Consider the following 14,075-nt stretch of genomic DNA (forward strand, 5'->3'; position numbering starts at 1 on the left):
CATGACTAAACACAACGAAAATCCTCATAGCCATCACCACAATGAAGATGTTCCCTCTCTTGCAGCAACGACTGAATTAAATGACCTTGTTTGCGGAATGACAGTAACGAAAAGTTCGCCGCACCACATTGAATATTCAGGTCATGCTTATTATTTTTGCAGCACTAAATGCCTCAGCAAATTTAATCAACAGCCAGAAAAGTATATTAATCCAAGCAAGAACTCTGAAACCTCAGCGGATACGTCTGTACCTGGCTCGACCTACACATGTCCGATGCACCCCGAAATCCAACAGGATCATCCGGGCAGTTGTCCTAAATGTGGCATGGCACTTGAACCTATGATGCCAAGCTTGGATGATGACGATAACCCTGAGTTCAAAGACTTCTCGCGGCGCTTTTGGTCGACACTGCCCTTAACAGTTGTTGTCACAGTGCTCGCTATGTTCGGCCACCAGCTTGGGTGGTTCACTATGGCAACGCAAACGTGGATTGAGCTAGTGCTTTCGATACCTGTAGTGCTGTGGGCTGGACAACCCTTTTTCGTGCGTGGCTGGCAATCAGTTATCAATCGCAGCCCCAATATGTGGACGCTCATTGGCCTAGGAACTGGAGCTGCGTTTATATACAGCACGGTTGCGACCATTGCCCCAGGAGTATTTCCTGAAACATTTATGTCGATGGGAAGAATCGCCGTCTATTTTGAAGCAGCTGTAGTGATTATTTCTCTGACACTATTTGGTCAAATGCTCGAACTGCGAGCTCGCTCACAGACCTCTGCGGCAATAAAATCGCTGTTAGGTCTTGCTCCGAAGACAGCTCGCCGCATTAACACCGATGGCACTGAAGAGGATGTGCCTCTAACACACGTCCATGAAGGCGATCTCTTACGGGTACGCCCTGGCGAAAAAGTACCTGTTGATGGAATAGTTGAAGAAGGCTCCAGCTCACTGGATGAGTCGATGTTGACCGGTGAACCTCTTCCCGTGAGTAAGCGGCCAGGCGATAAAGTCATTGGTGCAACCATGAATACCTCCGGTGCACTGGTGATACGTGCTGAGAAAGTTGGCTCGGCAACGGTATTGGCGCAAATCGTGCAACTTGTCGCTCAGGCACAGCGTTCACGTGCTCCAATGCAACGCATGGCCGATCTAGTCGCGGGCTATTTTGTTATGTCCGTAGTGTTCATTGCGTTACTGACATTTTTTGTTTGGGGCTTCTGGGGCCCTCAACCAAGCTGGGTGTACGGATTGATTAATGCCGTTGCCGTATTGATCATCGCTTGCCCTTGCGCATTGGGCTTAGCTACGCCGATGTCCATTATGGTGGCAACAGGACGTGGTGCGACCCAGGGTATCTTATTCCGTGACGCCGCAGCGATTGAAAATCTGCGCAAGGTGGACACTTTAATCGTTGATAAAACTGGAACACTGACAGAAGGTCGACCCACCTTTAATAAAGCAGTGCCTGTAGAAGGTACTAGTGCTGAGGAAGTCTTACGTCTTGCCGCAAGTCTTGATCAAGGCAGTGAACACCCTCTGGCCGAAGCCATTGTTAACGCCGCTCGTGAACGCGGTATAACACTAAGCGCTGTTAACGAATTTGAGTCCGGCAGCGGTATAGGTGTACGCGGTATAGTCGATACAACCAAGCTGATCTTAGGCAATACGGCCTTAATGCAGCAGGAAAATATCAGCATCGATGCTCTGTCGGTTACTGCAGATGCTCTACGTATGGAGGGTGCTAGCGTTATGTATTTAGCTAGCGATGGCCAGTTACTTGGTTTGCTGGCGGTATCCGATCCAATTAAACAGAGTACTCCGGAAGCAGTCAACGATCTTAAAGCGGCAGGAATTCGCGTCATCATGGCAACTGGCGACGGTATCGCTACCGCTAATGCCGTCGCTAAACAGCTTGGGATTGACGAGGTGCACGGCGATGTTAAGCCCGCTGATAAGCTCGATCTTGTCAGCAAGCTGCAATCTGAAGGCCGAATTGTCGCCATGGCAGGTGATGGTATTAACGATGCCCCTGCACTGGCAAAAGCTGATGTTGGCATTGCAATGGGGACGGGTACGGACGTCGCGATGAACAGTGCCCAGATCACGCTAGTCAAAGGTGATTTACGTGGTATATCCACAGCCCGTCATCTTTCAGACTTGACCGTAGCCAACATGAAACAGAACTTGGGTTTTGCGTTCATTTACAACGCTCTTGGCGTCCCACTGGCTGCAGGGGTTTTGTATCCGTTTATGGGTTTATTACTTTCGCCAATGTTCGCCGCGCTCGCAATGAGTCTAAGCTCTGCTTCAGTAGTATTTAACGCGCTAAGATTACGAAAATCAAAATAGTGTAATTTTATTAAGTAGCGAGTTGCAGTCATTACTCATTTGTAAAACTGCAACCCGTTACTGATCACTACTATTACCTGTTTATAACTCGACACTTCTCGTTAAAAATTAATATAAATTTACTGTTGTAGCTATACTCTTATGACCGCAATGTAATGTTAGAGTCATGAGCGAGACAGTATTCATAACTTATAATTAACTCACAATTACTGGAGGTCGTTATGAATACAAGAAAACTGTTAGTAGCAATTATTTTTCTAAGCTCAACGCAATTGGCTTTTGCAAGCTCATCCATTGATAATCTTACTCAAAAAAATCAACAAAAAAATATTGAAATCACACAAAAGTATGCTGCGAGTAATAATAAAGCAGTACCGGAAATTGTAGATTATAAATATGGAATGCCGATTGATGTAAAAAAACTTATACACGCAACGAAAGAAATTAAAACTTGTGGAAATTACAAGAAAATAATGAGCTTCGAAGATTCTCAAGGTGATTTACACGCCGTTCGCTATACGGTACTGGGTAGTTGTCGCCAAAGTGAAGGATGATGATATTGCTATCAGAGCAGGATTAAATATCTAATTTTCAATTAATGTTATCCGTTTCGATAAAATATTAAGTGATCTTTATAATTAATAAAAAAATAGGTTGTAATTTTATTACAGCCTATTTTTTACAATTAATTCATATCAGATACGTCAAGTACGTAGCCAACTCCACGCACTGTCTGAATAAGTTTTAGCTCAAAATCACTATCAATCTTAGCCCGCAAACGTTTTACAGCAACGTCAATCACATTTGTATCACTATCAAAGTTCATATCCCAAACTTGAGAAGCAATCAGAGAACGAGGCAAGACCTCACCTTTATGCCGGATAAAAAACTCTAGCAAACTAAATTCTTTACTTGTCAGTATGATTTTGACTCCGCTACGCGTGACTCTCCGAGAGACTAAATCTAAGGTCAGGTCTGCGACCTGAAACTGACTTTCTACAATGACAGCAGTGCCACGACGCAATAACGTTCTTACTCGAGCTAAAAGCTCAGCAAATGCGAAAGGTTTGACCAAGTAGTCGTCAGCACCCAGCTCAAGCCCTTTTACTCGGTGTTCAATTGTTCCAAGAGCTGTCAGCAGCAGGATCGGCATACCTTTCCCCGCTGTCCTCAACAGTTTTACAACATCCCATCCGTTGATATCAGGAAGCATGATGTCAAGAATCATCAAATCATAATCAGCCGTCATTGCCAGGTGATAGCCCGTCATGCCACTGCCTGCTAGATCGACAACAAAGCCAGCCTCAGTAAGCCCTTTGCAGAGGTACTCCCCAGTTTTCACCTCATCCTCAACGACTAATATTTTCACGCATCCTCCAACACATTGATGTAGTCATATCATTGTAGTGAGGCCATAGCTGATATCAATGGATTATCACAAGAATGACAACATTGTCATTCTTCCGTCACTCGTTAAACAGACTTATATCGATAAGGTATGTTTCATAACAGCTAATCAGACATCGCTTTAATTCATTTTGATGTGGCTTTTCTGGACGGAAAATAACATGTTTAAAATTAAGATACTGATACTCAGTTTACTGCTTGCTCTTGCGGGATGCACATCGTTGGCTCCAGATTATCAGCGCCCAAAGTTACCCGTGCCACAACACTTTTCAGTAAATGACACCAAAGACAATAAACAGCCTCCAACAGCAGGATTGCAAAATACCGGTTGGCGAGCATTTTTCTCTGACCCTCAGCTAAAGTCTTTTATCAATGAGTCATTGCAATACAACCGCGATTTACAGCTGGCCACTCTGAAAGTTGCTGAAGCCAGAGCCCAATATAATGTGACGAATGCCAGTCGTTACCCGCAGTTAGATGGTATCTCTGATGTCACATATCGCGGTGGATTAAACAGTGGCTTAGAGACCACTAATCAATACAGTGCTGGGGTAGAGCTAAATTTTGATCTGGACTTATTTGGCCGCTTAAAAAACATGAGTGAAGCTGATCGTCAAAATTACTTCTCTAGTCAACAAGCGCAACGCGCCGTACATATTCTGCTGGTCTCTAATGTTTCTCAAAGTTACTTTAATCAAAAGCGAGCTTATCAACAGTTAATGATTGTTAAAAAAACGCTAAAAAACTATCAGCGCTCTTTTTCTTTGATTGAACAGAAAACTCAAACAGGACGTACTACATTATTAGCTCTAGAGCAGGCTCGAGGTTTAGTTGAGACAACCAAAAGTGAGGTCGCCAAACGAGAATGGGAGTTGGCCCAAGCAAACCATGCCTTACAACTACTCCTTGGGAAATATACGAAGTTGCCGGATAACAGCGTACAACTCTCAAATCATCTCAATACAGTGAAATTGCCCTCTAACTTGTCATCTGAAATCTTATTGCAAAGGCCTGATATTTTAGAGATCGAGCACACCCTTTTGGCCGCGAATGCGAATATTGGCGCAGCAAGAGCGGCATTTTTTCCGTCAATATCATTAACAGGTAATTTGACAAATAGCAGCACTGATCTATCCAGCCTGTTTAATACTTCCAATGGTGTGTGGAGCTTTGTTCCTAAAATAGAAATTCCTATCTTTAACTACGGGAAAAACAAAGCTAATTTATCATTAGCTGAGATACGCCAAAATCAATCTATCGCTATATATGAGAAGCGAATACAAAATGCTTTTAAAGAAATCGCTGACTCATTGTCTTTAAAAAACAGTATTCAAGAACAAATTGAGGCTCAGAAACGTTATTTGAAGTCGTTGCAAATTACTTCTATAAGAGCAAGCGCACTATTTAACAATGGTGCTCTGGGTTATATCGAGGTTCTTGACGCTGAGCGTTCTTTACTCTCAACCCAGCAGTTAATAACTGACCTGCTATATTCACAGCAGGTAAATGAAATTAACTTATTTGCTGCGTTAGGCGGTGGGTTAATTGAATAGCATTAAAAATTAATTAAATATATATAAACTGGAGTCATTATCATGCGCAAACTATTAACTATTACTGCAATTAGCTTTATTTCAATTCTGTCTCTTAATACACAGGCCGTAGAAAAAAATCTAGACAGCACTTTAATAACAGCAGAGACAAAAGTTCAAGAAGATTTTATTAGTAGCAAAGGAATTGTTAATGATATTGATTTTGCTAACAAAAAAATAACCATTGCCCATGAAGAAATTCCTTCAGTCAGCTGGCCTGCAATGACTATGCGTTTTACTTTCTCAGCACCAGAAATACTGGATAAAATAAAAATCGGGAATGAGGTGAGCTTTAGTTTCGTTCAGCAAGGAAACACATCATTACTCAAGCAAATAAAAGTGAAGTGATAGTAAATAACGCCCTCATAATCTTGGGTTTAATTTATTTATCACTGTCTACTCTATGGTAATGAAATCAAACATCTTAATTAATTTCTTAATTATTTAGTGGAAATTAAAATGGCCTCTGTAAAACTTAAAAATACTGTAATAATTCTAGTAAGTTTATTGATGGGTGGGCTTATTTCCACTAGCGCTTACCATTATTTATCTTCCCCTAAAAATAATGTAGAAACGGTTGAGCGTAAAATTTTGTTTTGGTATGACCCTATGAAACCCAATACCAAATTTGATAAGCCCGGCAAATCCCCTTTCATGGATATGGATCTTGTCCCTAAATATGCAGACGAAGATGGTGCTACCGCAGAAGCAAAAATGGGTGTGCGAGTTGATCCAACTCAAACTCAAAATCTAGGAGTTCGTACAGAACAATCTCATTATGGCAAGCTGACTTATTCACAGACAATTCCTGCCAATGTAAATTTCAATGAGTATCAATATGCTATCGTGCAGTCACGATCCGATGGTTTTATTGAAAAAGTTTATCCTTTAACCGTTGGCGATAAAATAAAAAAACAATCACCCCTTATTGAGCTAACCATCCCAGAATGGGTCGAGGCTCAAAGTGAATATTTATTATTAGCAAGCACTGAGGCAACTAACGCCCAATTACGAGGTGCGTTAGAACGACTTCGTCTTTCTGGCATGCCGGAAACGGATATCCAGCGTTTAATAAAGTCAAAAAATATACAGACTCATTTCACAATCAAAGCCCCAATTGACGGGGTGATTACAGCATTCGATCTCAGAACCGGAATGAATATTTCCAAAGATAACATCGTCGCCAAAATCCAAGGAATCGATCCTATCTGGCTAAGTGCTGCAGTTCCTGAGTCAATGGCTTACCTGATCAATGATCCCTCTCAGCTCACTATTTCTGTTCCCGCTTATCCTGGCCGTGACTTTAAAATTCAGAAATGGAACATTTTACCCAGCGTGGATGCGTCAACGCGGACATTACAGCTTCGTTTGCAGGTTGAAAATCAAGACGAATTTTTAAAACCGGGTATGTATGCCAACCTCACACTCAATACAGAAAGTGAAGAGATGCTCTTGATCCCGTCTCAGGCAGTCATTGATACAGGGACGGAGCAAAGAGTCATCACTTTAAATAGTGAAGGACGCTTTATACCTAAAACCATCAAGGTTTTTCATGAATCACAACAAAAAACTGGGATTGTCTCAGGTCTGTCTGATGGCGAATCTGTTGTTGTTAATGGATTGTTCCTAATCGACTCCGAAGCGAATATCTCTGGCGCATTAGAAAGAATGCGGGAGTACGAAGCACCGTCGCTCACCGTTCCTGGCATGACTGATCACTCAGCACATTCAAGCTCAGACCATTAAGGAGAATAAGATGATTGAGTGGATTATCAGAGGATCTGTCGCTAATCGCTTCTTGGTGATAATGGGCGCTTTATTCCTTAGTATCTGGGGCGCTTGGACGATTATTCACACGCCAGTGGATGCTCTCCCAGATCTATCAGACGTGCAGGTTATAATTAAAACCAGCTACCCTGGTCAAGCACCTCAAATCGTAGAGAACCAGGTAACCTACCCTTTAACCACCACTATGCTGTCAGTACCAGGAGCAAAAATTGTTCGTGGATTTTCCTCATTTGGAAACTCCTATGTCTATGTCATTTTCGAAGATGGCACTGACTTATACTGGGCAAGATCACGAGTGCTTGAATACCTTAACCAGATTCAAGGAAAGCTGCCTACGGGTGTTACCTCAGAATTAGGTCCCGATGCGACAGGAGTTGGCTGGATATTTGAGTATGCGCTGGTTGATCGAAGCGGAAAACATGACCTGGCTGAATTACGCTCTCTACAAGACTGGTTTTTAAAGTTTGAGCTCAAAACCATTCCTAACGTTGCTGAAGTTGCTTCGGTGGGTGGGGTTATTAAACAATATCAGATTGTTGTTAATCCACTTAAGCTAACTCAATATGGCATTGGTCTTGCTGATGTTAAGCGGGCGATTAACGCATCCAATCAGGAAACGGGTGGCTCCGCCATTGAGATGGCCGAAGCAGAGTATATGGTTCGTGCCAGCGGGTACCTCCAAACGCTCGAAGACTTCAACCATATTGTCCTAAAAACCAATGAACACGGTGTGCCTGTATATTTACGTGATATCGCACGAGTGCAAATCGGGCCTGAAATGCGGCGCGGGGTATCAGAGCTTAACGGAGAAGGAGAAGTTGCTGGCGGCGTGATTATCCTTCGTTCAGGTAAAAACGCAAGAGAGGTTATTTCGGCTGTTAAAGCCAAGCTAGATACGCTTAAAGCCAGTCTTCCTGAAGGTGTTGAAGTTGTCACAACGTATGATCGAAGCCAGCTTATTGACCGCGCTATCGACAACTTGAGCTTTAAGCTTCTAGAAGAATTTATCGTTGTGGCCGTCGTGTGCGCTCTTTTTCTATGGCATGTCCGCTCTGCGTTAGTTGCAATTATTTCCCTGCCTATGGGGCTATTTATTGCTTTCATTGTCATGGATTACCAAGGGCTGAATGCAAATATTATGTCTCTAGGGGGGATCGCTATTGCCGTTGGTGCAATGGTGGATGCAGCTATTGTAATGATAGAAAATGCACATAAAAAAATCGAAGAATGGCAGCATCAGTATCCTGGAAAGCCACTGGATAACTCAACTCGTTGGGACGTCATTACCGATGCGTCTGTTGAAGTCGGTCCTGCCCTGTTTATTAGTCTACTGATTATTACGCTTTCATTTATTCCGATCTTTACTCTAGAAGGACAAGAGGGGCGACTATTTGGTCCGCTGGCTTTCACGAAGACTTACGCGATGGCGGGCGCTGCAGGATTAGCTATCATTGTTATTCCAATTCTGATGGGGTACTTGATACGAGGCAAAATCCCTTCTGAAGCAAGTAATCCAATAAACCGCTTTTTGATCAAAATCTATCACCCTCTACTGATCAAAGTTCTACATTGGCCTAAAATGACATTATTGGTTGCTTTGCTTTCTCTATTTACCGTTATCTGGCCACTCAGCAAGATAGGCGGTGAGTTCTTACCAGAAATCAATGAAGGTGATCTGCTGTACATGCCATCCACATTGCCAGGGGTATCAGCAGCGCAGGCCGCAGTATTATTGCAGACGACTGATAAATTGATCAAAACCATTCCCGAAGTGGCAACGGTATTTGGTAAAGCAGGCAGAGCAGAAACGGCTACAGACTCAGCACCAATGGAGATGATTGAAACCACGATTCAACTGAAACCCCAGGATCAGTGGCGTCCAGGAATGACAATGGACAAAATTATCGATGAACTTGATGAAACTGTACGTTTACCTGGACTGGCAAACCTATGGATTCCTCCAATTCGTAACCGTATTGACATGCTATCCACCGGCGTAAAAAGCCCGATTGGTATTAAAGTATCAGGGACAATACTGGCTGATATTGATGCGGCAGCTCAAGAGATTGAAGTGGCAGCCAAGGAGGTGCCAGGAGTGGTTTCAGCGTTAGCAGAAAGACTCGTCGGAGGTCGTTATATTGATATCGATATTAAACGCGAACAGGCTGCTCGCTATGGGATGACAATTGAGGACATTCAACTGTTCGTCTCATCGGCTATTGGTGGAGCAATGGTCGGAGAAACCGTTGAAGGGATTGCCCGCTATCCTATCAACATCCGATACCCACAGAGCTACCGTGAAAGTCCTGAAACGTTGCGTCAGCTGCCTATTTTAACACCACAAAAACAGCAAATCACGCTTGGAGATGTTGCCGATATCAAGATCGTGTCTGGTCCTCCAATGTTAAAAACAGAAAATGCACGCTTAACCAGCTGGGTATTTATTGATACTCGCGACCGCGACATGGTGTCAGTCGTAAACGATTTAAAAGCCATCATAGATCAAAAGGTACAGTTAAAATCAGGCACGAGTATTTCGTTCACGGGACAGTTTGAGCTGTTAGAGCGTGCGAATCAGAAGTTAAAGTTAATGGTGCCTACGACATTAATGATTATCTTTATTTTGCTCTATTTGGCATTTCGCCGAGTAAGTGAAGCGCTATTGATTATTTCCAGTATCCCATTTGCCTTGATTGGTGGCATCTGGTTTCTTTACTGGCAAGGGTTTAACCTATCTGTCGCGACAGGGACAGGGTTTATTGCCTTAGCCGGATTGGCAGCAGAGTTTGGTGTAGTCATGCTGATGTACTTGCGCCAAGCCATTGAAAAAGATGCGAACTTATTGCATTCAAACACATTTACTGAAAAGAGATTGGATGATGCCCTTTATCATGGAGCAGTGTTACGCGTGCGCCCAAAAGCGATGACGGTAGCGGTAATTATTGCTGGACTGTTGCCTATTTTATGGGGAACAGGAGCTGGCTCTGAAGTGATGAGCCGTATTGCAGCACCAATGATCGGAGGGATGATAACTGCTCCATTGCTTTCTATGTTTGTTATCCCTGCAGCCTATAAACTGATCTGGCTGCGTAAACACAAAACATGTAAACAATGAAGATTGTGAGATCTTACATTTAAAGTATTGAATACTGAAATCTTAACAGTTAGCCCCTTTGGTTCATTACAACAAAAGGGGCTTTTTTCTGATGTACCAGATGATCAGCACCTTTTCCCGCTGATACGACTGAGATTCAGCGAGCTCTTTTTTCTTATTGCGAGTCAGACTGCGGCTGTCACCAGGAGGAAAACGCTGACTGAACCAATTATACTATTTTTAAACTTAAGCATTTGAGTGGGTGCAAATTGATCTTGGTAAAAACTTTGAAACTTGTCTGAATAAACAATTACTTGACCAGAATCAGGACCGAATCTACAGTCCATCTTATTGAGTAAACCTGAGATCTGCAGGTTGATTTATCTTAACTGCGGGCTCCAAATGCAAGACGTGATCTAGGAAAGCGACCAAATGAACAGTGCTCTCACAGACCAGCTCAACCAACAGTGCTACTGCATCACTCTTGACCGAAAAGTCCTCGACGAGAGCCTCCGAAATCAATTTATAGATACTGGAAACGATCTGTCAGCAATTCCCGAACTCCAGCATTTTTTTTCAAACACACCGATTTTCGTCCCCCGTGCCGATATCGAGTCGATGGAGCGCATCGTTCAGACGATCGAGTCGGTTGTCAAACTTTCGTCCTACCAAGAACAGGTTCTATCTTGGGCAGCGGAGATTGCACACTTCAATCCCGGCCCTGTAGGGGTTTTCATGGGGTATGACTTTCACTTGGGTCAAGACGGCCCTCAGCTTATTGAGATCAATACCAATGCCGGCGGCGCGTTTCTGAATACGTTGCTGGCTCGTGCGCAACATAAGTGCTGTGACCCATCTCAACAGACTGCAGAATCCAAGCAGGCGCTGGATGGATTTGAGGACGCGGTATTTGCTATGTTCGAACAGGAGTGGCAAAGACAACGTGCTAACTCAGTGCCCCGCCGCTTGGCCATCGTGGATGACTCACCGCAAACCCAATTTATGTTGCCCGAATTTCAGCTGGCTCAACAGCTGCTCCAGGCCAGAGGCATTGATACCCTGATACTCGATCCATCGGAGCTTGAATATGTCGATGGTGCTCTAACCACACAAGGTAAGCCCATCGATATGGTGTACAACCGACTGGTCGACTTCGCACTGGACGCCCCCACTCACGAGGCGTTAAGGCGGGCATATCTCGACGGTGCGGTGGTGGTAACACCCAACCCACGTGTGCATGCACTTATGGCCAATAAACGAAACCTGACGTTGCTGTCCGACCCTGAGACTTTGCGCGACTGGGGACTCAGTGAGGATGAAGTAAAACACCTCGAGTGCGCCGTACCCAAAACCCGTTTGGTTTCAGCAGACGACTCGACAGAACTGTGGAGTGCTCGGAATGAACTGTTCTTTAAGCCGGTTGCTGGCCATGGCAGCAAAGGCGTTTACCGCGGCAGCAAACTAACTCGACGCGTTTTCGAAAACATTCTGAAAGGCGGTTATATCGCACAGAAGTTCGTTCCTGCGGGGGAACGAACCATGCGAGTTGACGGCATCGTAACCACAAGGAAGGTCGATATTCGCCTTTACACCTACGCTGGGAACTGTTTGCTCGCCGCTGCACGTGTATACCAAGGTCAAGCCACCAATTTCCACACGCCTGGCGGTGGCTTCGCACCCGTATTTCAGGTGTGATTGTTTACCTCTCATCCTGCACTGACGACCACGGTTCTTAGAGATCGTCCATCCGGCTAATCTGATGAACTAAGCGTTTAAATTCATTTTGTTCCATGGTTAATAGATCTTCCATCAACTCTTTAATTTTAGGAATATTAATTTTCCCAAGCAGTGTTTGATAGAGTTTAATAATTTGATCATGATAGTCGTATACCTCGCTGCGGATACCGTTGAAATCAAGTGATGCATAGTGCTCATCACAGGGGCGGTGAAATTTCATCGATTCGTGCGGCAGGTAATCATATACCCGTGTTTCCAAAATATTAGTGCCTGCTTGGCGCACAAACTCATTGACCATATGTTCAATATCAGTCTCGTGGCGTGCCAAGTAACCCAGAAGCATCCGAGCTCGCTCATCCTTATTTAATGTCGTGCAATGGGAAAGACAGCGTGCCAATTGCCCATGCAGATCAGCTGTCCACTCTATGAGTTCTCTAAACGTTTTAATTTCCATGTGGCTTTACCTTTAATCTGTGTTTGGTTTCTGCGTGACTGGCTGGAATCTCGCGGTCAGATGCCAATGAAGTTGAAATCAACGTGAACACTGAGTGAATCATATTTGACCCAATTCACCCTGTAAAAGCTGCAACCACTTTAAAATCCCAACGCCCTGACACCCCGCCTAACTTTTTATCCTGATCCTTTCGCAGCTCTACCGTCGAAGCATAATAGTTAGACAATCGGATATATATATTGTTGCTTAATTAACGCTATTCATCATGAGAAAACTAATGATCATCAACTTAGTGGCTCTCGCAGTCGGTACCGTCTCAGTAAGTTTCAAGCTACAAGCTTCGAAGTCCTCGACAACAACACCGAGCAAAGCCTAGCAACCACGAATGTTTACAGGAGCCTCAGCTGCTCGTGCTGTACTAGAGTGGATAGAGCATTCTGGAAGCAATAGTTTTGACGTGATCATCGGCATATCCGTTCCGTAAATGCCCAGCATGGAAAGTGGTCAGCAGGACAGTTATGACGTACTTGCTTCCGCTGCTGACGGACAAACCGAAAGTGTGAACATTACGAGTACTGATACGTCGTGCCTTATGCACCTGACGTTCTTTTTCTCCGTTTGTACTCCACCGCTGATGCCTGGTACTTACCCATCGTCACCGGCGGAATAATTAGTAGTTTCAGAATTTAGATAAACGTTTTTTACGTGATAGCGATTGCGTGGGTATGCAGACTTGATGCAACTGCATGTCTTCAACCCTTAAGCGCAGTAAGCAGAGCAAGGAACTGATGGGCGTACCCGGTGATTATTTCAAGCAGCCGTACTTCTCACTCATTCCGCTCCTCTGCTTTGTCCGCCGGCCAGTCCGCAAACGCAATAAAGTATAGGAAAACCAGGTTCAGCATTGGAATAAGAATCAGGATTCCCATCCAACCCGAGTAACCGATACGCTGGCAAATTCGCCAAGCCGGCACAACCACTAAAATGGCCATGACCAGCATCCATAGCCAGTGTCCAGCCCACATTGTGTTGCCAAACATATGTCCTTCAATCATGGAGTTATCCTCAAATTTGCATGTTAAATATCTATAATAGTGCCAAGCATGGCCATCTCTAGTAGCAAGTGGCGGTGCCTTGTTACCCGCTGATTTGCCCTCCTATTACTTTTTCATAATAGAAGGGGGTTTTGAGCAGCAGCTAGGCACATGCTTGGCATTCGCACGAACATTTTCGTCAGTGAACCTGTACCACGCGAGCCTTTGACGCTGCCACCAACCAGCTTTTAAACGGCTGCCACGCGCCTCAATAAGGTCTATCAGTTCGTCAGTGGACCAATGTGTGCCATCGAACGTGACAATCAATTGACCTTCCGGCTTGCCTTCAGCGAAATCAACACAAGGGTGATTATTCAGTTCTTGGATAAAGTTCTCCCACTGAATATCAGTTAAACCCTCGACTGCCAGCTTACGTCGAAGAAGAAATTGTGACTGGCTTGTTACTTTATGGGCTTTGACCATGGTTTTACACCTCTCAGCCTATTTGTACAGTATCTATCTTTAGATATATCTTGATCTTTATTACAACACCCCAACCTGAATTCCAACTGAAGTTGGATAGAGCAACGACTCTTTCTATAGCGAAGTGATAAGACGG

General features: G+C 44.1%; 11 protein-coding genes. 7 read left to right on the plus strand and 4 right to left on the minus strand.

All coding sequences use genetic code 11. The features are described from left to right. Position 1 precedes the first annotated feature (1 nt). Entirely contained in the window at positions 2-2,350 is a 2,349-nt protein-coding gene (locus JYJ62_RS04160; protein WP_269751392.1) for a heavy metal translocating P-type ATPase, read from the plus strand. 221 nt (positions 2,351-2,571) lie between these two features. Beyond that, positions 2,572-2,904 (plus strand): DUF2790 domain-containing protein, encoded by a 333-nt coding sequence (locus JYJ62_RS04165; RefSeq protein ID WP_022965920.1) that lies wholly within the window; start codon positions 2,572-2,574, stop codon positions 2,902-2,904. A 131-nt stretch (positions 2,905-3,035) separates the two neighbouring features. On the opposite strand, the gene JYJ62_RS04170 is transcribed toward JYJ62_RS04165, so the two are convergent. Continuing rightward, complete coding sequence (locus JYJ62_RS04170; protein ID WP_205340953.1) at positions 3,036-3,719, minus strand: copper/silver response regulator transcription factor; 684 nt, start codon at positions 3,717-3,719, stop codon at positions 3,036-3,038. A gap of 199 nt (positions 3,720-3,918) precedes the next feature. On the opposite strand from JYJ62_RS04170, the gene JYJ62_RS04175 reads away from it, so the two are divergent. The 5 genes from JYJ62_RS04175 to JYJ62_RS04195 all read left to right on the plus strand — a co-directional run bounded on the left by JYJ62_RS04175 (position 3,919) and on the right by JYJ62_RS04195 (position 11,926). Next, positions 3,919-5,310, plus strand: coding sequence for a Cu(I)/Ag(I) efflux RND transporter outer membrane protein (locus JYJ62_RS04175; RefSeq protein WP_022965922.1), 1,392 nt, complete (start codon positions 3,919-3,921; stop codon positions 5,308-5,310). 42 nt (positions 5,311-5,352) lie between these two features. After that, on the plus strand, positions 5,353-5,697 hold the full coding sequence (locus tag JYJ62_RS15915; RefSeq protein WP_205340954.1) for a copper-binding protein: 345 nt from the start codon (positions 5,353-5,355) through the stop codon (positions 5,695-5,697). A gap of 111 nt (positions 5,698-5,808) precedes the next feature. Further along, the gene (locus JYJ62_RS04185; RefSeq protein WP_205340955.1) at positions 5,809-7,095 is read left to right on the plus strand and encodes an efflux RND transporter periplasmic adaptor subunit; all 1,287 of its coding nucleotides are present in this window, start codon (positions 5,809-5,811) and stop codon (positions 7,093-7,095) included. 10 nt (positions 7,096-7,105) lie between these two features. Beyond that, a complete protein-coding gene (locus JYJ62_RS04190) occupies positions 7,106-10,252 on the plus strand; it encodes a CusA/CzcA family heavy metal efflux RND transporter (RefSeq protein WP_205340956.1) in 3,147 nt (1,048 codons plus the stop codon). Positions 10,253-10,663: 411 nt separating this feature from the next. Next, positions 10,664-11,926, plus strand: coding sequence for a hypothetical protein (locus tag JYJ62_RS04195; RefSeq protein ID WP_205340957.1), 1,263 nt, complete (start codon positions 10,664-10,666; stop codon positions 11,924-11,926). Between the two features lie 37 nt (positions 11,927-11,963). Here the strand turns inward: JYJ62_RS04195 and JYJ62_RS04200 are convergent, their stop codons facing one another. The 3 genes from JYJ62_RS04200 to JYJ62_RS04210 form a co-directional block, all read right to left on the minus strand. After that, complete coding sequence (locus JYJ62_RS04200) at positions 11,964-12,422, minus strand: ATPase (protein ID WP_205340958.1); 459 nt, start codon at positions 12,420-12,422, stop codon at positions 11,964-11,966. An 827-nt stretch (positions 12,423-13,249) separates the two neighbouring features. Next, the gene (locus JYJ62_RS04205) at positions 13,250-13,477 is read right to left on the minus strand and encodes a hypothetical protein (RefSeq protein ID WP_205340959.1); all 228 of its coding nucleotides are present in this window, start codon (positions 13,475-13,477) and stop codon (positions 13,250-13,252) included. A gap of 105 nt (positions 13,478-13,582) precedes the next feature. Continuing rightward, positions 13,583-13,939 (minus strand): hypothetical protein, encoded by a 357-nt coding sequence (locus JYJ62_RS04210; protein WP_022967221.1) that lies wholly within the window; start codon positions 13,937-13,939, stop codon positions 13,583-13,585. Positions 13,940-14,075: the final 136 nt, after the last annotated feature.

Origin of the sequence: Denitrificimonas caeni (assembly GCF_905120345.1) — a bacterium.
Classification (GTDB): Bacteria; Pseudomonadota; Gammaproteobacteria; order Pseudomonadales; family Pseudomonadaceae; genus Denitrificimonas; species Denitrificimonas caeni_A.

What these genes read in the sequence shown, in the direction of transcription:
- JYJ62_RS04165 (WP_022965920.1), top strand. Translation starts at nt 2,572, where the DNA reads ATGAATACAAGAAAACTGTTAGTAGCAATTATTTTTCTAAGCTCAACG.
- JYJ62_RS04160 (WP_269751392.1), top strand. Translation starts at nt 2, where the DNA reads ATGACTAAACACAACGAAAATCCTCATAGCCATCACCACAATGAAGAT.
- JYJ62_RS15915 (WP_205340954.1), top strand. Translation starts at nt 5,353, where the DNA reads ATGCGCAAACTATTAACTATTACTGCAATTAGCTTTATTTCAATTCTG.
- JYJ62_RS04195 (WP_205340957.1), top strand. Translation starts at nt 10,664, where the DNA reads ATGAACAGTGCTCTCACAGACCAGCTCAACCAACAGTGCTACTGCATC.
- JYJ62_RS04210 (WP_022967221.1), bottom strand. Translation starts at nt 13,939, where the DNA reads ATGGTCAAAGCCCATAAAGTAACAAGCCAGTCACAATTTCTTCTTCGA.
- JYJ62_RS04200 (WP_205340958.1), bottom strand. Translation starts at nt 12,422, where the DNA reads ATGGAAATTAAAACGTTTAGAGAACTCATAGAGTGGACAGCTGATCTG.
- JYJ62_RS04175 (WP_022965922.1), top strand. Translation starts at nt 3,919, where the DNA reads ATGTTTAAAATTAAGATACTGATACTCAGTTTACTGCTTGCTCTTGCG.
- JYJ62_RS04190 (WP_205340956.1), top strand. Translation starts at nt 7,106, where the DNA reads ATGATTGAGTGGATTATCAGAGGATCTGTCGCTAATCGCTTCTTGGTG.
- JYJ62_RS04185 (WP_205340955.1), top strand. Translation starts at nt 5,809, where the DNA reads ATGGCCTCTGTAAAACTTAAAAATACTGTAATAATTCTAGTAAGTTTA.
- JYJ62_RS04205 (WP_205340959.1), bottom strand. Translation starts at nt 13,477, where the DNA reads ATGATTGAAGGACATATGTTTGGCAACACAATGTGGGCTGGACACTGG.